Annotated in this window: 18 protein-coding genes; 11 read left to right on the forward strand and 7 right to left on the reverse strand. The window is 70.7% G+C overall.

Annotated elements, in window-relative coordinates; genetic code table 11:
• Window positions 1–17: 17 nt before the first annotated feature.
• Complete coding sequence (locus tag AC3CBB_RS04175; protein WP_488626119.1) at window positions 18–1,004, reverse strand: carbohydrate ABC transporter permease; 987 nt, start codon at window positions 1,002–1,004, stop codon at window positions 18–20.
• A gap of 7 nt (window positions 1,005–1,011) precedes the next feature.
• On the reverse strand, window positions 1,012–2,355 hold the full coding sequence (locus AC3CBB_RS04180) for a sugar ABC transporter substrate-binding protein (protein ID WP_488626120.1): 1,344 nt from the start codon (window positions 2,353–2,355) through the stop codon (window positions 1,012–1,014).
• 147 nt (window positions 2,356–2,502) lie between these two features.
• Here AC3CBB_RS04180 and AC3CBB_RS04185 point away from each other — a divergent pair, with 147 nt between their 5' ends.
• The 3 genes from AC3CBB_RS04185 to AC3CBB_RS04195 all read left to right on the forward strand — a co-directional run bounded on the left by AC3CBB_RS04185 (window position 2,503) and on the right by AC3CBB_RS04195 (window position 6,143).
• Window positions 2,503–3,525 carry a LacI family DNA-binding transcriptional regulator gene (locus AC3CBB_RS04185; protein WP_488626710.1) on the forward strand — a complete coding sequence of 341 codons (1,023 nt, stop codon included), beginning with the start codon at window positions 2,503–2,505 and terminating at the stop codon, window positions 3,523–3,525.
• Window positions 3,526–3,598: 73 nt separating this feature from the next.
• Entirely contained in the window at window positions 3,599–5,035 is a 1,437-nt protein-coding gene (gene uxaC, locus AC3CBB_RS04190) for a glucuronate isomerase (protein WP_488626121.1), read from the forward strand.
• A gap of 103 nt (window positions 5,036–5,138) precedes the next feature.
• The gene (locus AC3CBB_RS04195) at window positions 5,139–6,143 is read left to right on the forward strand and encodes an aldo/keto reductase family protein (RefSeq protein WP_488626122.1); all 1,005 of its coding nucleotides are present in this window, start codon (window positions 5,139–5,141) and stop codon (window positions 6,141–6,143) included.
• Window positions 6,144–6,224: 81 nt separating this feature from the next.
• Here AC3CBB_RS04195 and AC3CBB_RS04200 read toward each other — a convergent pair whose 3' ends face one another.
• Window positions 6,225–7,109, reverse strand: a complete 885-nt coding sequence (locus AC3CBB_RS04200; protein ID WP_488626123.1) for an aldo/keto reductase — start codon at window positions 7,107–7,109, stop codon at window positions 6,225–6,227.
• Between the two features lie 64 nt (window positions 7,110–7,173).
• Window positions 7,174–8,145 (reverse strand): aldo/keto reductase, encoded by a 972-nt coding sequence (locus AC3CBB_RS04205; RefSeq protein WP_123504406.1) that lies wholly within the window; start codon window positions 8,143–8,145, stop codon window positions 7,174–7,176.
• 81 nt (window positions 8,146–8,226) lie between these two features.
• Between AC3CBB_RS04205 and AC3CBB_RS04210 the strand changes: the two genes are divergently transcribed.
• A complete protein-coding gene (locus tag AC3CBB_RS04210) occupies window positions 8,227–8,595 on the forward strand; it encodes a TIGR02611 family protein (protein WP_123504407.1) in 369 nt (122 codons plus the stop codon).
• A 106-nt stretch (window positions 8,596–8,701) separates the two neighbouring features.
• On the opposite strand, the gene AC3CBB_RS04215 is transcribed toward AC3CBB_RS04210, so the two are convergent.
• Window positions 8,702–9,256, reverse strand: coding sequence for a hypothetical protein (locus AC3CBB_RS04215; RefSeq protein ID WP_488626124.1), 555 nt, complete (start codon window positions 9,254–9,256; stop codon window positions 8,702–8,704).
• Between the two features lie 98 nt (window positions 9,257–9,354).
• Between AC3CBB_RS04215 and AC3CBB_RS04220 the strand changes: the two genes are divergently transcribed.
• Window positions 9,355–10,272 (forward strand): J domain-containing protein, encoded by a 918-nt coding sequence (locus tag AC3CBB_RS04220; RefSeq protein ID WP_488626125.1) that lies wholly within the window; start codon window positions 9,355–9,357, stop codon window positions 10,270–10,272.
• A 28-nt stretch (window positions 10,273–10,300) separates the two neighbouring features.
• On the opposite strand, the gene AC3CBB_RS04225 is transcribed toward AC3CBB_RS04220, so the two are convergent.
• The gene (locus AC3CBB_RS04225; protein ID WP_488626126.1) at window positions 10,301–10,993 is read right to left on the reverse strand and encodes a hypothetical protein; all 693 of its coding nucleotides are present in this window, start codon (window positions 10,991–10,993) and stop codon (window positions 10,301–10,303) included.
• Window positions 10,994–11,101: 108 nt separating this feature from the next.
• On the opposite strand from AC3CBB_RS04225, the gene AC3CBB_RS04230 reads away from it, so the two are divergent.
• From AC3CBB_RS04230 to AC3CBB_RS04240, 3 genes are all read left to right on the forward strand, one after another.
• Entirely contained in the window at window positions 11,102–11,482 is a 381-nt protein-coding gene (locus AC3CBB_RS04230; RefSeq protein WP_123504411.1) for a VOC family protein, read from the forward strand.
• Between the two features lie 155 nt (window positions 11,483–11,637).
• Window positions 11,638–11,991 carry a hypothetical protein gene (locus tag AC3CBB_RS04235; protein WP_488626127.1) on the forward strand — a complete coding sequence of 118 codons (354 nt, stop codon included), beginning with the start codon at window positions 11,638–11,640 and terminating at the stop codon, window positions 11,989–11,991.
• 58 nt (window positions 11,992–12,049) lie between these two features.
• Complete coding sequence (locus AC3CBB_RS04240) at window positions 12,050–12,919, forward strand: NUDIX domain-containing protein (RefSeq protein WP_488626128.1); 870 nt, start codon at window positions 12,050–12,052, stop codon at window positions 12,917–12,919.
• A 91-nt stretch (window positions 12,920–13,010) separates the two neighbouring features.
• Here the strand turns inward: AC3CBB_RS04240 and AC3CBB_RS04245 are convergent, their stop codons facing one another.
• Window positions 13,011–14,690 (reverse strand): S1C family serine protease, encoded by a 1,680-nt coding sequence (locus AC3CBB_RS04245; protein WP_488626129.1) that lies wholly within the window; start codon window positions 14,688–14,690, stop codon window positions 13,011–13,013.
• A 186-nt stretch (window positions 14,691–14,876) separates the two neighbouring features.
• Here AC3CBB_RS04245 and AC3CBB_RS04250 point away from each other — a divergent pair, with 186 nt between their 5' ends.
• The 3 genes from AC3CBB_RS04250 (at window position 14,877) to AC3CBB_RS04260 (ending at window position 16,800) form a co-directional block, all read left to right on the forward strand.
• A complete protein-coding gene (locus tag AC3CBB_RS04250) occupies window positions 14,877–15,365 on the forward strand; it encodes an FHA domain-containing protein (protein WP_123504414.1) in 489 nt (162 codons plus the stop codon).
• Window positions 15,365–16,063: a transcriptional regulator FtsR gene (gene ftsR / locus AC3CBB_RS04255; protein WP_123504415.1), complete on the forward strand. Its 699-nt coding sequence runs from the start codon at window positions 15,365–15,367 to the stop codon at window positions 16,061–16,063. The genes AC3CBB_RS04250 and ftsR overlap by 1 nt, the downstream gene beginning before the upstream one ends.
• A 158-nt stretch (window positions 16,064–16,221) precedes the next feature.
• Window positions 16,222–16,800, forward strand: coding sequence for a MerR family transcriptional regulator (locus tag AC3CBB_RS04260; RefSeq protein ID WP_123504416.1), 579 nt, complete (start codon window positions 16,222–16,224; stop codon window positions 16,798–16,800).
• Window positions 16,801–16,812: the final 12 nt, after the last annotated feature.

The following is a 16,812-nucleotide window of genomic DNA, read 5'->3' on the forward strand; positions in this document are numbered from 1 at the left end:
CAGGGGGGTGACGGCGCTCACTCGGCGGCCTCCGTCTCGGTCAGGACCTTCTCGTCGCCCGAGTCGAGACGCACTGCCCGCAGGTAGACGAACAGGGGGATGGCGACGATCACGAGCGACACGATCGCCATCGCGGCCGACAGCCCGAACCTGAAGCTCTGGAAGCTGTGGATGTAGGTCAGCACCGGCATCACCTGCACGTTCGACGGCGTCGGAACCCCGAACAGCACGAACGGCAGCGTGAAGTTGTTGATCGCGTGCAGGATCGAGATGATGATCGCCAGCGAGATCGGCCCCTTCAGGTACGGGAAGATCACGTAGCGCAGCTTCGCCCACCAGAGGGCGCCGTCGATCGCGGCCGCCTCGTGCACCTCGGTGTCGACGCTCTGCAGGCCCGACAGCGCGAGCAGGTAGATGAACGGCCACGACGACCAGATCGCCACGAACACCAGGGCCCAGTAGCTCTTCGGCCCGTTCAGCCACAGGCCGCCGTCGATGCCGAAGCCGCTGAGCACGTTGTTCGCGATACCCGAGGGCTGCAGGATCGTGCGCCACACCGTCGCCACGACGAACGCGGGCAGCACGTACGGGATCAGGAAGATCGAGCGGATCACAGCCCGACCCCGGAACGCGTTCTGCGTCGCGATCGCCGCGGTGACGCCGATCGGGAGCGTGACCGCCGTGACGATCAGCGCGAAGCTGGCGCTGATGCCGATCGACGACAGCAGCGGCGAGTCGGTCAGGGCCTCGACGAAGTTCTGCACCCCGATGAACGGGGCCGTGAGCCACGCGCGCAGCGTGTACTGGTCGAGGTCGAGGAGCGCGATGAACACGCCCAGCAGCAGCGGGACCACGATGACCAGGCCCATGAGCACGCCGCCCGGGAGCAGCATCCACAGCGGACGCCCCCGGGTCGAGAGACCTCGTCGCCGGGGCGGCTTCGGCTGCGGCCGCAGGTCGCCGGTCGGCGCAGCGGCGCGCTCGCCGACGGTGGGAGTCGTCATGACCATCTCACTTCGTCCTCTTCAGCGATGACTCCGCGGCCTTCTGGGCTGTCTGGAGCTGCTTCTCGATCGCATCGTCCGAGATCGAGCCGCTCTTCAGTGCCGGGATGCTCTGCACGGTGATGTTGGTGATCGCCAGCTGCACGTCGCCCCAGGCTCCGGAGAACGGGGTGGCGACGGACTTGCCGGCGGCGGCGATCAGGGGAGCCAGCGTGCTGTCGTCCGTCTCGAGGGCGGTCGCGGCGGCCTGGTTCGTGGGGAGCTGGCCGAAGGTCGTGTAGAAGTCCTCCTGCTCCTTCTGCTCCGTCACCTGCTTGATGTAGGCGAAGGCGAGGTCCTGGTTCGACGAGTAGTTCGCGACGACGAGGTTGTCGCCCGAGAGGATCGACGCGGCGTCCCTGCCATCGGCGGGACGCTCCGTGGCGCCCGGCGGGACGGTGGGCATGAGCGCGTACGCGTAGTCGCCCTTGACTGCCGACTTGTCGAGCGTGTTCTTGCTGGTCGCCGTCGTCATCGGGAAGTACGCGGCCTTGCCCGAGGCGAAGGCGACGAGCGCCTGCGCGTTGTTCCAGCCGACGGACGCCGGGTCGACGACCCTGTCGGAGGTCACCCAGCCGAAGTAGGCCTTGTAGGCGGCGCGCATGGCCGGGCTGTCGATGGTGGCGGTCTTGCCGTCGACGATCGGGTTGCCCGCCTGGTTGGCCATCGCCCACACGAACTTCCAGACGTCGAATCCGTCGGCGTAGCCCGCCGCGATGCCGTAGGTGTCGCCCTTCGTCAGGGCCTTGGCCTGCTCGGCGAACTCATCCCACGTCGTCGCCGGCTTCTCGATGCCGGCGGCCTTCAGCAGCTTCGTGTTGTAGGCCATCACGAACGGGCGGCTGGCGAACGGCACGCCGATCTCGTCGCCCTTCGAGGGGCCCGAGATGCCGAGGCTCGCCTGCACGAACCTGTCGCGCCCGCCGACCTTCTTCCAGTCGTCGTCGCTCAGCTTCACGAACGCGCCGGTCGAGTACGCGGTCGGCGTGAAGGTCGTGCCGATGCTGTAGACGTCGGGGCCCTGGCCCGACACGACCGAGGTCTGGATCTTCGTGAGCTCCTCGTTGGCCGAGGCGTAGGTGTCGTACTTGAGGGTGGCGCCGGTGTCCTTCTTGAACCGGGCGGCCTGATCCTGCTGCCATTGCTTCTGCTCGGCGGGGTAGAGGGTGTCGACGCCCGTCAGGACGTTGAGCGTCTTGCCGGCGCCGCTCACGGATCCGTCGCCGGACGACCCGGAACTGGAGCAGCCCTGCAGGGCGAGGGCGAGCGCTGCCATGGCGGCGACGGTCGCGGCGATCGTGCGAGCTTTCATCGGTTTCCTCCTTGAAACGGTGAGTGGCGTCAAGCGGCGATGCGTGGTGACCGCGTCCGTCGTCGACTGCCCCGACCCTAGGAGGATGGCAAATTAGAGACAATTATTTGCCACTAATTTGCCACGATTGCCTTTCGTTGCCACATGATGGATCGCATGACCGATCCCTCCCGCCGGAAGGCCGCGACGATCACCGACGTCGCCGAGATGATCGGCGTCGCGCCGTCGACCGTGTCGCGCGCCCTGTCGACGCCCGAGCGGGTGGGCGACGCCACTCGCGCCCGGGTCGAGCGCGCGGCGGCCGAGATCGGCTATGTGCCGTCGAGGTCCGGTCGTTCGGGCCGCCAGGTCCGTTCGCGGGCCATCGCGGTGCTCGTGGCCGACATCACCAACCCGTTCTACTTCGACATCATCCGCGGCACGCAGCAGCAGCTGAAGGCGGCGGGCTACACGCAGCTGCTCGTCGACACGGAGGAGTCGGGCGAGCTCGAGGCCGCCACCCTGATGTCTCTGCGGTCCAGCGCCGAGGGCGCCATCCTGACCGCATCCCGGCTGCCGGATGCCGACCTCGCCGAGTTCGCGCGCCGGATTCCGCTCGTCGCCATCAACCGCCGGCCGGAGGGTGTGGCCAACGTCCTGATCGACACCCCGGGCGGCATCGAGCAGGCCCTCGAGCACCTCTACTCGCTCGGCCACCGTGACATCGTCTACGTGTCGGGTCCGGTGACGTCGTGGTCGAACGAGCGCCGCTGGAAGTCGCTCGAGCGCGCCGCCGATCGCTTCGGGATCTCGCCCCGCCGCGTCGGCCCCTTCACGCCGACGACCGCCGCCGGCGTGGTCGCGGCCGATGTCTCGCTGAACTCGGGTGCCACCGCCTGCATCGTCTTCAACGACCTCATCGCGATCGGCATGCTGCAGCGGCTCCGCGAGCGCGGCGTGTCGGTGCCCGACGACCTCAGCATCGTCGGCTGCGACGACATCTTCGGCGCCGACTTCTGCAACCCTCCGCTCACGACACTCCACGCCCCCATCGAGCGCGCCGGCCGCGTGGCCGTCTCCATGCTGATGGCGAAGCTCGGCTCGGCCGACGGCACGGACCCCCAGCGCCAGTCGGTCGTGCTCCCCACCACGCTGACGGTCCGGTCGACGACCGGGCCCGCACCCCGCTGAGCCCTCTCCACTGAGCTTTCTCCACCAAGCCCTCTCCACCGAACCCGCTTCGCTGATCACGAAAGGCACGACGATGACGTCCACCTCCATCGGGCGGCTCCTCGCCCCGCACCCCGACCGCCTGCTCCCGGCCGACCCCGCGACCCTGCGCATCGCGCGCGACCTGTACGAGTCGGTCGCCCGGATGCCGATCCTGTCGCCCCACGGCCACGTCGACGCGCAGCTGCTCGTCGACGACCTGCCGTTCGGCGACCCGGCGGAGCTGCTGATCACCCCCGACCACTACGTCCTGCGCCTGCTGCACGCGTCCGGGGTGCCGCTCGAGGCGCTCGGCGTCGAGCCGGTCGACGGGTCGGGCGGGGCGGCGCCCGGCCGCGAGGTGTGGCGAGCCCTCGCCGAGCACTGGGACGTCTTCCTCGGCACACCCGTCCGCTACTGGTTCGAGACCGAGCTGCACGACGTCTTCGGTCTCGACGAGCATCCGTCGGCAGAGAACGCGGACAGCCAGTACGACCATCTCGTGTCGCGGCTCGCCGCTGGCGACATGCGGCCGCGTGCCCTCTTCGACGCGTTCCGCATCGAGGTCCTCGCGACCACCGACGACCCGGCCTCGTCGCTCTCGGCGCACGCCGCGCTCCGCGACGATCCGACGTTCACCGGGCGCGTGCTGCCGACGTTCCGCGCCGACTCGTACTTCGACCCGGCGCGGCCGGAGTGGGCGGCCTCGGTCGAGCGCCTCGCCGAGGTCAGCGGCATCGACACCTCGACGCACCGGGGGCTTCTCGACGCCCTGAGGTCGCGCCGCGAGCACTTCATCCGGCACGGTGCGACCGCCACCGACACCGGCGTGCCCGACGCGTCGTCCGAGCCGCTCGACCCGGCCGACGCCGAGCGCGTGCATGCACTCGCCCTCCGCGGCCTGGCGACACCCGACGACGCCGTCGCCTACCGCCGCACCATGCTCTTCCAGAGCGCCGCGATGTCGGCCGACGACGGCCTGGTCATGCAGCTCCACCCCGGCGTGCTCCGCAACCACCACCGTCCGTCGCTCGACCGCTTCGGGCCCGACCGCGGGCACGACCTGCCCGACGTCGCCGGCACGTACACGCGTCCGCTCAGGCCGATCCTCGAGGCGTTCGGCACGCACCCGACGTTCCGGCTGGTGCTCTTCACCGTCGACGAGACGGCCTTCTCGAGCGAGATCGCGCCGCTCGCCGGCTTCTACCCCTCGGTCTTCGCGGGCGCTCCCTGGTGGTTCATCGACACCCCGGCGGCCATCCGCCGCTACCGCGAGGCCGTCACCGACAGCGTCGGCTTCACGAAGACCTCCGGCTTCATCGACGACACGCGCGCGTTCTGCTCGATACCGGCCCGCCACGACATGTCGCGCCGGGTCGACGCCGGCTACCTGGCGTCGCTCGTCGTCACCCATCAGATGAGCGAGGACGACGCCCTCCGCGTCGCGCGCGACCTCGTCGACACGATCCCGCGCGCGACCTTCCGCCTCTGACTCCGAGGGTTCCGACGGCTCGGATCGCGCGCCCGTGTGAGCGCTCACGGAGTACCGTCGCCCAGGGCGCACCGCCGCGCCCCACGACAGGAGCGACACTCGCATGGAATTCAGGTATCTCGGCAACTCCGGCCTCAAGATCTCGGAGCTCACGTACGGCAACTGGCTCACCCACGGCTCCCAGGTCGAGAACGACACTGCGACGGCGTGCGTTCGCGCCGCCCTCGACGTCGGCATCTCGACCTTCGACACCGCCGACGTGTACGCCAACACGCAGGCCGAGGTCGTGCTCGGCGAGGCCCTCAAGGGCGAGCGGCGCGAGTCGCTTGAGATCTTCACGAAGGTCTACGGCCCGACCGGGCCCAAGGGGCACAACGACACCGGACTCAGCCGCAAGCACATCACCGAGTCGATCAACGGCTCGCTGAAGCGCCTCCAGACCGACTACGTCGACCTCTATCAGGCGCACCGCTACGACGTCGAGACCCCGCTCGAAGAGACCATGCAGGCGTTCGCCGACCTGGTGCGCCAGGGCAAGGTGCTCTACATCGGCGTCAGCGAGTGGAACGCCCAGCAGCTCCGCGACGGCGCCGCCCTCGCGAAGGAGCTCGGCATCCAGCTCATCTCGAACCAGCCCGAGTACTCCCTGCTGTGGCGAGTGATCGAAGAGGAGGTCGTGCCCGCCTCGAAGGAGCTCGGCATCTCGCAGATCGTCTGGTCGCCCATCGCCCAGGGTGTCCTGACCGGAAAGTACAAGAAGGGGCAGGAACTCCCTGCCGGCTCCCGAGCCACCGACGACAAGGGCGGCGCCGGCATGATCTCCCGCTGGATGCGCGACGACGTGCTCGACGCGGTGGCCCAGCTCGAGCCGATCGCCGCCGACCTCGGCCTCACGCAGGCGCAGCTCTCGCTCGCCTGGGTGCTGCACAACGACAACGTCGCCTCGGCCATCATCGGGGCCTCGCGCCCCGAGCAGGTCGAGTCGAACGCGGTCGCCGCGGGCGTCGCTCTCGAGGCCGACGTCGTCGAGCGCATCGAGGGCGTCTTCGCCGGCCTGGCCGAGACCGACCCGACGCTGACGCAGATGCCGACGGGCCGCGAGGCCTAGACCCCCCCCGCGGAGACGTCAAAAGCCCCGATCGGGGGTTCTCGCAAGCGAGAACACCCGATCGGGGCTTTTCGAGGTGGCCTACGCCGAGACGGCGGCGGCTTCCAGACGCGCGAACTCGTCGTCGCTCAGCTTGATCGACGCGGCGGTGACCGAGTCCATGATCGACTGCGGGCGGCTGGCTCCCGGGATCGGGATGACGACCTCCGACTTGCGCATCTCCCATGCCAGGCACACGACCTGAGGCGAGAGCCGGCGCGCGTTCGCGATCTCGGCGAACACGGCGTGGTTCGACCCGAGCGCGGACGCCCCCGTGATGCCGCCGAGGGGCGACCACGGCAGGAAGGCGATGCTCATCTCGTCGCACAGCTCCAGTTCGGCCGTCGACGACAGGAACGCCGGGCTGAACTGGTTCTGCACCGACACGAGGCGGTCGTCGAGGATCGTGTTGGCCTCGCGGATCTGGTCGACGTTGGCGTTCGAGATGCCGGCCATCCGGATCACGCCCTCGTCGAGCAGCTCCACGAGCGCGCCGATCGAGTCCGCGAACGGCACCCTGGGGTCGGGCCGGTGAAACTGGTACAGCCCGATGGCGTCGACGCCGAGGCGCTTGGCGGACGCCTTGGCGGCCTCCTTCAGGTGGGCGGGGGAGCCGTCCTGATCCCAGCCTCCGTCGGTGCTGTGGATCCGCGTGTGGCCGCCCTTCGTGGCAACGAGCACGTCGTCCATGCTCCCGTGCCACGATTTCAGCGCCTCGGCGATGAGGATCTCGTTGTGACCCTCGTCGTCGGGCTTGCCGCCGAGGCTGTAGGCGTCGGCCGTGTCGATGAGCGTCACGCCTGCCTCGAGGGCGGCGTGGATGGTGGCGATGGACCGCTTGCGGTCGGGCCGGCCCTCGATCGACATCGGCATGCCGCCGAGTCCGATCGCGCTGACGCTGACATCTCCGATGATGCGCTGTCTCATGAATGGTCTCTCTCGTTGTCGTAGGGGTTGCAGGAGCCAGCTCCCGCCGTCGGGTGCTGCGTTCTTACCACGCGTAGTCCTCCGGGGCGGGCTTGTGCCCCGGGAACAGCTCGTCGAGGCGTGCCAGGGCGGCGTCGTCGAGGTGGATGTCGACGGCGGCGACCGCGGAGTCGAACTGCTCCATGGTGCGCGGGCCGGTGATGGGCCCGGTGACCCCGGGCTGGTGGAGCAGCCACGCGAGGGCGAGCTCGCCGGGGGCGTGGCCGAGTTCCTGCGCCAGCGTCTCGTACGACTCGAGCTGCTCGCGGTGCGCGTCGACGAACTCCTTCGAGCGTCCGGTCAGGCGGCGCTTGCCCGAGGACTCCTTTCCGACGATCCCGCCCAGGATGCCGCCGTGCAGGGGCGACCAGGGGATGACGCCGAGACCGTAGTGGCGGGCGGCGGGCAGCACCTCGAGCTCGATGTCGCGGGCGACGAGGTTGTAGAGCGACTGCTCCGAGACCAGGCCCAGGAAGTGCCGGGCCTTCGCGGCCTCCTGCGCTTGCGCTATGTGCCAGCCGGCGAAGTTGCTCGACCCGGCGTAGAGGATCTTGCCCTGAGTGACGGCGACCTCGATGGCGGTCCAGATCTCGTCCCACGGGGTGTCGCGGTCGACGTGGTGGAACTGGATCAGATCGATGTGGTCGGTCTGGAGGCGCTCGAGGCTGGCGTCGATGGCGTGGCGGATGTTGAAGGCGCTGAGCTTGCCCGAGTTCGGCCAGTCGCCCATGTCGCCGTAGAGCTTGGTGGCGAGCACGGTCTTGTCGCGGCGGCCGCCGCCCTGGGCGAACCAGCGGCCGATGATCGACTCGGTGGCTCCCTTGCCCACCGAGCCGCCGTAGACGTTGGCGGTGTCGAAGAAGTTGACGCCCTTGTCGTGAGCGGCGTCCATGATGGCGTGGCTGTCGGCCTCGCTGGTCTCGGGACCGAAGTTCATGGTGCCGAGGATGGCGCGGGAGACGGACAACCCTGTGCGTCCGAGGTGTGTGTATTCCATTGGTCCTGCCTAGACCCCTCCGGCCGTGAGCGCTCACTTCGCACCCCGGGGGTTCCCAAGGGCCGCCGGTACGCTTCGGTCATGTCGCTGCACGAGCCGCTGCACGAGGCCGACCACCCCGCGCACCACCACCGCCTCCGCAACACGCGGATCGCGAGGCGCGCCCGTCTCTTCCGTGCCCGGCTCAACCTGTACCCGCGGCTGCGGACGGCCTACAAGGTCGCGATCGGCATCATCGGCTTCGCGGTCGTCATCGCGGGCATCATCCTGATCCCGCTGCCGGGGCCGGGGTGGCTCGTCGTCTTCCTCGGACTGGCGATCCTCGGCACGGAGTTCCCGGCGGCGCACCGGCTCAACATGTGGGTGCAGCGCAAGGTGCGGGGCGCCATCGCCTGGTTCCAGGCCCGTCGCGCGCGTCGCCGCGCCCGCAAAGCCGCCCCCACCCCGTAAAGGCGCGGTGCTCGGGGGCGTGAGATGCAAGGCGGAGCGCCGCCGACGATAGCGGAGCTATGTCGGCGGAGCGACAACGCATCAGATTGCGCCCCCGAGCGCCGCGCTAGACCTCGGCGCTCGCCTCGGCTCCCCAGCTCGTGATCTCGCGGGGGACGGCCAGGTCGTGCCCGCCGACCGGCGCGAGCACCTCGACGGCGGCGACCCGCTCGGCCACGATGCCGCGGGTCGACACGATCCACGAGCCCACCAGCACGCTGTCGTCGACGGACGAGTGCACGGCAACCCCGGCGACGTCGAAGACCCCGTAGGCGGGCTCGGAGACGGTGACGCGCACGAGGGCGCCGTGGGCGACGGAGGCGTCGACGGCGGGCGGCTCCGACGGGAGTTCCTGCGCCTGGGCCTCTCGCTCCGCCGAGTGGAAGGTCCGCAGCAGCTGCAGGGTCTTCTGCGGCTTCTTGTTCGAGTCGAGGGGGTGGCTGCCGAGGCTGTAGCCGCCCAGCGACTGCGAGTGCTTCGACTGGCCGCGCACGGCGAAGACGCCGTACCGCTCGGTGGCGAAGGTGGCGACGATCGCGTCGTCGGGCTCCATCTCGGCGAGGAACGCCGAGAGCGCCTTGACGTTGCGCTTGGCCGGGGGCTTCAGGTCGTCATCAGTCACGCGACAACCGTACCCGGGCCGCGATCCCGGCCGTCGCCGATGATTCGGGGCGTTCTCGGATACTGGGGCGATCCCCTCCCGGTATCCTCGTGCGACACATGTCAGACAGCCCCGCTTCCGCCACGCCCTACGAGGTCCTGGGCGTCTCGCCTGCCGTCAGTCAGGACGAACTGCGTCGGGCCTACCGGCGGCTGGCACGCCAGACGCATCCCGACCTCGGCGGCACTCCCGAGAGGTTCCGGCGCGTGCAGCTCGCCTGGGAGCTCGTCGGCTCCGTCGACGATCGGGCCCGGTACGACAGCGGGCGGCCCGCCGCCCGTGAATCGCAGCGCGAGGGGCACACCTGGGCGCCCGCCCCGCCGCGGCGCCGCACCGAGTCGAAGCCCCGCGCCCGCGCGTTCGGCCACCCGGGCGGGCAGGCGCGCGAGCTGTACCTGGCTCTGCTGCACGAGTGGGTCGGCCGCGGCGAGACCGTCGACGACCCGTACGACACGGTGCTGGTGCGCTCGGCGCCGGGGGAGATCCGTCGGTGCCTGGCGAAGGCGCTGGCCGAAGAGGCGACGGCGACCGCCATCGGCGAGCTCGGCATCGCCTACACGGTCTGGAGCGACGTCTCCGCGCGCGCCGAGGTGAAGCTCGACCACGTCGTGCTGGCCCCGACCGGCGTGTACGCGATCCGGTCCGACGACTGGGGCGGCCGGGTGTCGGCTGTGAAGGGCGAGCTCGTGGGCGACGGCGTCCCGCCCGACGAGCAGCCGGTGCGCGCGCTGACCCGGAGCGCCCGCGCATTCGCCAAGACCAGCCGGGTGCCCTTCACGGCCCTGCTGGTCGTGGTGCCCGACGACGCCGCCGGCGATCCGGTCGAGCCGATCGGCAAGGGGCGCCGGAACTCGGCGTACCTCGTACGCCGATCCGTGCTCCCGCACCTGCTGCGAGAGGGGCTCGACCCTGAGGCTCCGCGGGTCGACGTCTTTGAGCTGCGCGACCGCCTGCAGCAGTCCGTCCGGTTCGTCTGACCCTCCGCCCGGCCGGGAGTAGGCGCGGTCAGCGGAACGTGTACGCGACCGGCAGGTCGTCGGGCACGCCGCCGGGCTGCGCGAACGCCACCTCGACACCCGTCTGCAGGGCCGCCCGCAGCAGTCCGGCGCGCGTCGGCACGAGCGCCAGACGGTCGGCGTCGTCGAGCCCGAGGTCGCCGACCTCGCCCAGCCAGGGCGCCCCGCGCAGGGCGACCACCGTCTGCTCGCCGAATCCCGCGTCGCCGAGCGTCAGCACGCCGACGCGGCCCGCCCGCAGCGACCGCACGGTGTCGCGCACGCCGAGGCCGTCGTACCGGGTCGGCGCGCCACCGCCGTCGACGGTGCCGAACGCGGCCAGCACCGGCGCCACGTCGGGCACGAAGCCCGTGCCTCCGGTGTCGTGCCCGGCGCGGTCGCCGAGCAGGAGCTCGTTGAGCAGGAGACCGCCGTCGCGGGCGACGACGAAGCGGCTGGCGCGGCCCGGGACATCCGGCGCGACGGCCATGGCGGCGTCGATCGCGTCGATGTCGGGTTCGGGTGCGCCGGCCGACCAGAGGTGCTGGCGGAGGGTGTGGCGGCGCGAGTCGAGCCAGCCGTCGGGCCGGGTGCGGTCGCCCTGGACGGTCAGGTGGGCCCACGACGTGAGCGGACCGCCGAGCGCGACGTCCGCCAGCGCGCGGTGCAGCGCCTCGGGAACGGACACGCGGGTGTCGGTCATCGAATCCTCACTGATCCTCGGGGTGGTGGGTTCCCGAGTCGTTCGAGAGCATCCCGACATCGAACCACCAGTGGCATGCTGATGCAACATCGACACGAAGGAGTCGTCATGCTCACCACGTCTCACGCGTTCTCCGGTTTCGCCGTCCGCGACGTCAACGCCGCCCGGGAGTTCTACGGGGGAGTGCTCGGGTTCTCCGTCGAGCAGAACGGGATGGGGATCCTCGACATCGCGCTTCCCGGCGGCGCCCACGTCATCGCCTACCCGAAGGACGACCACGTGCCCGCCGTCTTCACGATCCTCAACTTCGAGGTCGCCGACATCGACGCGGCGGTCGACGAGCTCGAGGCCGCCGGGGTCTCGCTCGAGAACTACGGCGGCTGGGCCGACGAGCGCGGCATCATGCGCGGCAAGGCGGCCGATCGGGGGCCCGACATCGCCTGGTTCCTCGACCCCTCGGGCAACATCCTCTCGGTTCTCGCCAACTGAGCCGCTGTCCGGTCGAGCCGCGGTCGACCTGACAGCCCGGGTATCCTTGCTGGGCCATGCCAGCTGACCAGACGGACCCGACGCCGCCCTCGGAGCCGACGCGCCCCGCAGTCCCGACGCCGCCCGCGGTCTCGCCGCCGCAACCGGTGACGTCCATGTCGCTCCGAGCCGAGCGCCTGCGCCGCCGCATGGCGCAAGCCGCGGGGGCACGCGTCGACGGGGCCGATCCGGGCCTCTCGCCGGTGCAGGCCGTGCGCGACCCCGAGCTGACGAACCGCTTCGCGATCGCGGGCATCATCGTCGGGATCGGCGCGGTCTTCGTCAGCGGCTTCTACGTGCTCCCGGCGCTCGGCCTGGTCTTCGGCGCCCTCGGCCTCCACCGGTCGCGCGTGCTCGTCGCCCGGGGCAAGGCGGCCTTCGGGCGCCGCCGCTCGCTCTGGGCGATGGGGCTCGGCCTCTTCGGCGTCGCCCAGTACTCCTACCTCCTGTTCGTCGCACCGCTGTTCTGATCCGGTCGAGGGCGGCGCTGGTCGTTTACCCGGCGCCAACAGTGGCAAGCTTCATGGTGTGACTGTTCACGGACCCGCCGACGGCTGGGTCGTCGCGCCCGACGGCCGGAAGTACTGGGGCAAGGCCGGTGCGGCCGGTCTCCTGATCGTCGACTCCCAGCACCGCGTCCTCCTGCAGCACCGCGTCGCATGGAGCCACTTCGGCGGCACCTGGGGCATCCCCGGCGGCGCCCGCCAGTTCGACGAGTCCGCCGTCGACGGAGCCCTCCGCGAGAGCGCCGAAGAGGCCTCCGTGCCCGCCGACGCCCTCCGCATCGAGTTCACCTCGGCCGTCGACCTCGGCTTCTGGTCGTACACGAGCGTCGTCGCCACGGCGATCCGCCCGTTCGAGGCGGTCATCGGCGACGGCGAGAGCGAGGCGCTCGAGTGGGTGCCGGTCGACGCCGTCGACGCGCTCCCCCTCCACCCGGGATTCGCCGCGTCGTGGAAGGGCCTCCGGCCGCTCCTCGACACCCGCGTCGCCCTGATCGTCGACTCCGCCAACGTCGTCGGCTCGAAGCCCGACGGCTGGTGGCGCGACCGGGTGGGCGCGACCGAGCGCCTCGCCGCCGACCTGGGCCGCCTCGCCGCCGGGGGAGTCCCCGGCGCCCTCCTGACCGACGACCCGCTCGTCGCGACACGCTGGCCCGGCATCGTGCTCGTCGTCGAAGGAGAAGCGAAGGTCGCGCAGGAACTCCCGGCCCCCGACCTCCTGACCGTCGTCCGGGCTCCGGCCGACGGCGACTCCGCCGTGGTCGCCGAGGCCCGGGCCCGCGTCGGCTCGGCCCGGGTCGTCGTGGTGACCGCCGACCGGGAGCTCGCCTCGCGCTCGGCGGCCGTCGGGGCGACGGTGATCGGGCCGTCGGCGCTGCGCGACCTGCTCGCCTAGGCGGGCGCCCCGAGTTCCTGCGCCGTGCGCCCTGCACGACGCGGAACGGCCGCCCACCCGGGGGTGGACGGCCGTTCGGTGACGCGGGTGGCTAGAGAGCCGGGCCCTCGCCGAGGGTGACGGTGACGGTGTGGCTGGCACCGGCCGAGTCGGTGTAGGTCACCGAGACGGAGTCGCCCGGGTCGTGCGACTGCACGGCGTCGGTCAGCGAGGTCGAGTCGGTGACCGTCGTGCTGCCGAGCTTCGTGATGGTGTCGCCGGCGACGAGCCCGGCCTTGGCGGCCGCGCTGCCCGAGACGGTTCCGGCGATGGTGACGCCGCTGCCGGTCGTGCCGGTCGAGGTGGACGAGATCTGCGCGCCCAGGAAGGCCGGCAGGCCGATCTGGATCGTGCTGGTCGACGTGCCGTCGAGGATCTTGCCGGCGATGGTGAGGGCGTCCGAGATCGGGATGGCGTAGCCGGTCGTGTCGGAGGTGCCCGACGAGGCGGCCGTGATGATCCCGACGACCTTGCCGTCCGAATTGCGGAGCGGGCCGCCGGAGTCGCCCGAGACCACGTCGGCGCTGACCTCGATCAGGTTCGACAGCGACTCGGTGCCGGTGCCGGACTCGCTCTGCACGGTGATGGACTGCTTGGTCGCGAGGACGGTGCCCTTCGCCGTGACGAGGCTGCCGGTGCCCTCCGCGTTGCCGGTGGAGTGGACCGTGTCGTCGGTCGAGACGGTGGCGTTCTGGCCGAAGGAGACCGTCTGCAGCCCGCTCGCGTCTTCGAGCTTGAGCACGGCGACGTCGTTCGTCGCGTCGGTGCCGACGACCTTGGCCGTGTACGACTTGCCGGTCGAGACCACCGTGACGGTAATGCTCGTGGCGCCCTCGACGACGTGGTTGTTGGTGAGGATCTCGCCGTCGCTGGTCATGACCATGCCCGTTCCGGCCGACTTCGACGACTCGTCGTAGTCGAGGGTCGACACGATCGTGACGACGCCCTGCTTCTCGGCGGACGTGGCCGCGGTGGCGTCGGCGGGAACGGTGCCGGTGCCGGAGCTCGACCCGTCGCTCGACGAGCCGCCGGAGCCGGGCAGCGTGCCCTGGCCGAAGCCGTAGGTGCCGCCTGTCGAACCCGATCCGGATGATCCGGAGCCGCTCGACCCGTTCGGGAGCTGCAGCGTCTGGCTCTGGCCGGCGGCGTCGGCCGCCTTCTCGCCGGTGGAGTGACCGAGCGCGAAGGCGCCGCCGGCTGCTCCGACGATGATGACGCCGGCCGCGGCCGCGCCGACGATGGTCATCCAGCGCTTCGGCTTGCCCTTCGCGTTCTGGAATGCGGGCGGCACCGGGGCGCCGTAGCCGGAGGGCGCCTGGCCGTAGTAGCCGGGCTGCTGGCCGTACCCGGGCTGCTGACCGTAGCCGGGCTGCTGGCCGTACCCGGGCTGCTGGCCGTAGGGCTGGCCGTACTGCTGCTGCCCGTATGGCTGCTGGCCGTAGCCGGCCCGCTGCTGGGCCGCGTAGCCGTCGGCGCCCATCTCGGACCACTCCGAGCCGGCGGCGGGTGCCGCCTGCTGCGGTGCGCCCTGCTGCGGGGCCGCCTCGCTCACGTAGTGGGCGGGCGTCGGGCCGGTGCGGTGCGGGAGCGTGTGGGCCGTGGGGAGCTCTTCGGTGGCGCCATCGGCTGCGGCCTCGTTCTCGGGGGCCGACGTCGGCGTCGTGCTCTCCTCGCCCTGGGAGTCTTCGGGGGCTCCAGAAGCACCGGGCGTGGTGTTGCTGCTGTCGTTCATGATTGCCTTCCTGGGGCGGGTGGTGACGTGAATCCATACAAAGCGCCCAGTCATGGAAATCCCTATGACGACTCTGAGCGACAGTGGTGAAGACGGCAATAACCAGCCCAATGCCCGAACCTGCGAAATCCGGTGCTGAAGCTCGGTAACGATTCCGCTACGCTTGGGGGCCACAGGAGGTCCACGATGGCAGAGTCAGCCACCCCGTCGTCCGGCGCGGATAGCGCGCACGGTGACGCCCGCCCCGAGGTAGATACGACCCTCAGCTTCAACGAAGAGTTCCAGGCGCAGCTCGCTGCCCTCGAAGGCGGCGTGTCGTCCGACGAGCGCGAGGCCGTGTCCGCCCTGCCCTCCGGCTCCGCCCTTCTCGTGGTCCGCCGCGGTCCCAACATCGGAGCCCGCTTCCTGCTCGACGCCGACGTCACCGTCGCCGGCCGTCATCCCGACGCCGGCATCTTCCTCGACGACGTCACGGTCAGCCGCAAGCACGCCGAGTTCCACCGCCACGGCACCTCGTTCAGCGTCAAAGACCTCGGCTCGCTGAACGGCACCTACTTCGACGGCGTCCGCATCGACGAGGCCCTCCTCAGCGACGGCGCCGAGGTCCAGGTCGGCAAGTTCCGGCTCACCTTCTATGCGTCCCGAGTCGATCTCGCGAATCTGGCGACGAAGTAGTGCCGCGCGCTCTGGCCCGGGCGTCCACCGCCCAGGCTGCGCCGGATCTGTTGACCATCGGTCAGGTCCTCGCGCGCCTCAAGCCTGACTTCCCCGACCTCTCGAACTCCAAGCTCCGGTTTCTCGAAGAGCGCCAGCTCGTCACCCCCGTGCGCACCGCCTCGGGCTACCGCAAGTTCTCGCCCGACGACGTCGAGCGCCTCCGGTTCATCCTCGGGCTCCAGCGAGACCACTACCTCCCGCTGAAGGTGATCCGGGGGCACCTCGACGATCTCGACGCCGGCCGCCCCGTGAACCTCCCCACGGGCGCAGCGCCGACCTCGATGCTGGCTCAGCCCCGCCGGCTCAGCCGCGACGAGCTCATCGCCGAGACCGGTGCCACGGCGGCGCTCGTCGACGACGCTGTCGGCACCTCGCTGATTCCGGCCACCGATCTCTACGGCGACGAGTCGGTGCACGTCGTCTCCGCTCTCGTCGAGCTGAAGAAGTCGGGCATCGAGCCGCGTCACCTCCGGGCCCTCCGCGCCGCCGCCGATCGCGAGCTCGGCCTCATCGAGAGCGCCGTGGCACCGTCGGCCCGTCGGCGCGACGCCGCCGGTCGCGCGCGCGTCGCCGAGATGGCCCGCGAGATCGCCGAGCAGCTCGAGATCGTGCGCGGATCGCTGATCCGCACTGCGCTCGGCCGCCTCGATACGTAGACTGCTCTGACGACCTGCGACACGCCGCCCCGAGGGTGGCGAATGTCGCCGGGTCGAGGCGGGCCCGCCTGTACGGTTGACCCAGGTACAACCATCAACCCGATGTTGAACGTTAATGTGTCAATGTCCAGCGTGGTCGGCAACGTGAGAGGCACTTCATGAGCGAGACAGGTTCCCCCGAGGAGGCCTTCAGCGACGGTTCTCGCCCCTCGACCACCCCGGCCTACGGCGAAGAGCTGCTGTTCACCGACGGAATGGTCGAGCTCGAAGACGATCACGGCTACCGCGGCACCGCCGCCGCCCGCGCCGCCGGCATCAGCTACCGCCAGCTCGACTACTGGGCCCGCACCGGCCTCGTCGAGCCGACCGTCCGCAGTGCATCGGGCTCAGGATCGCAGCGCCTCTACGGCTTCCGAGACATCCTCGTGCTCAAGCTCGTCAAGCGGCTCCTCGACACCGGCATCTCGCTCCAGCAGATCCGCACCGCCGTCAACCAGCTCCGCGAGTCCGGGGTCAACGACCTCGCCCAGACGACGCTCATGAGCGACGGCGCCTCCGTCTACCTGTGCACCTCGAACGACGAGGTCATCGACCTCGTGTCGCGCGGTCAGGGCGTCTTCGGGATCGCCGTCGGCAAGGTGCTGCGCGAGGTCGAGCACAGCCTGGTCGAGCTCGACTCGACGCCCGCGATGGACCCAGCCGACGAACTCGCGGCCCGCCGCACCCGTACGGCCTAGACACCCGAGAAC

The organism is Frondihabitans sp. OV104, assembly GCF_057787745.1.

Bases quoted from the DNA above. Each gene is read 5' to 3' on its own strand.
- AC3CBB_RS04210 (WP_123504407.1), top strand. From the start codon at position 8,227: ATGTCGCTGCACGAGCCGCTGCACGAGGCCGACCACCCCGCGCACCAC.
- AC3CBB_RS04185 (WP_488626710.1), top strand. From the start codon at position 2,503: ATGGATCGCATGACCGATCCCTCCCGCCGGAAGGCCGCGACGATCACC.
- uxaC (WP_488626121.1), top strand. From the start codon at position 3,599: ATGACGTCCACCTCCATCGGGCGGCTCCTCGCCCCGCACCCCGACCGC.
- AC3CBB_RS04200 (WP_488626123.1), bottom strand. From the start codon at position 7,109: ATGAGACAGCGCATCATCGGAGATGTCAGCGTCAGCGCGATCGGACTC.
- AC3CBB_RS04260 (WP_123504416.1), top strand. From the start codon at position 16,222: ATGAGCGAGACAGGTTCCCCCGAGGAGGCCTTCAGCGACGGTTCTCGC.
- AC3CBB_RS04245 (WP_488626129.1), bottom strand. From the start codon at position 14,690: ATGAACGACAGCAGCAACACCACGCCCGGTGCTTCTGGAGCCCCCGAA.
- AC3CBB_RS04250 (WP_123504414.1), top strand. From the start codon at position 14,877: ATGGCAGAGTCAGCCACCCCGTCGTCCGGCGCGGATAGCGCGCACGGT.
- AC3CBB_RS04230 (WP_123504411.1), top strand. From the start codon at position 11,102: ATGCTCACCACGTCTCACGCGTTCTCCGGTTTCGCCGTCCGCGACGTC.
- AC3CBB_RS04175 (WP_488626119.1), bottom strand. From the start codon at position 1,004: ATGACGACTCCCACCGTCGGCGAGCGCGCCGCTGCGCCGACCGGCGAC.
- AC3CBB_RS04180 (WP_488626120.1), bottom strand. From the start codon at position 2,355: ATGAAAGCTCGCACGATCGCCGCGACCGTCGCCGCCATGGCAGCGCTC.
- AC3CBB_RS04235 (WP_488626127.1), top strand. From the start codon at position 11,638: ATGTCGCTCCGAGCCGAGCGCCTGCGCCGCCGCATGGCGCAAGCCGCG.
- AC3CBB_RS04195 (WP_488626122.1), top strand. From the start codon at position 5,139: ATGGAATTCAGGTATCTCGGCAACTCCGGCCTCAAGATCTCGGAGCTC.
- AC3CBB_RS04220 (WP_488626125.1), top strand. From the start codon at position 9,355: ATGTCAGACAGCCCCGCTTCCGCCACGCCCTACGAGGTCCTGGGCGTC.
- AC3CBB_RS04205 (WP_123504406.1), bottom strand. From the start codon at position 8,145: ATGGAATACACACACCTCGGACGCACAGGGTTGTCCGTCTCCCGCGCC.
- AC3CBB_RS04225 (WP_488626126.1), bottom strand. From the start codon at position 10,993: ATGACCGACACCCGCGTGTCCGTTCCCGAGGCGCTGCACCGCGCGCTG.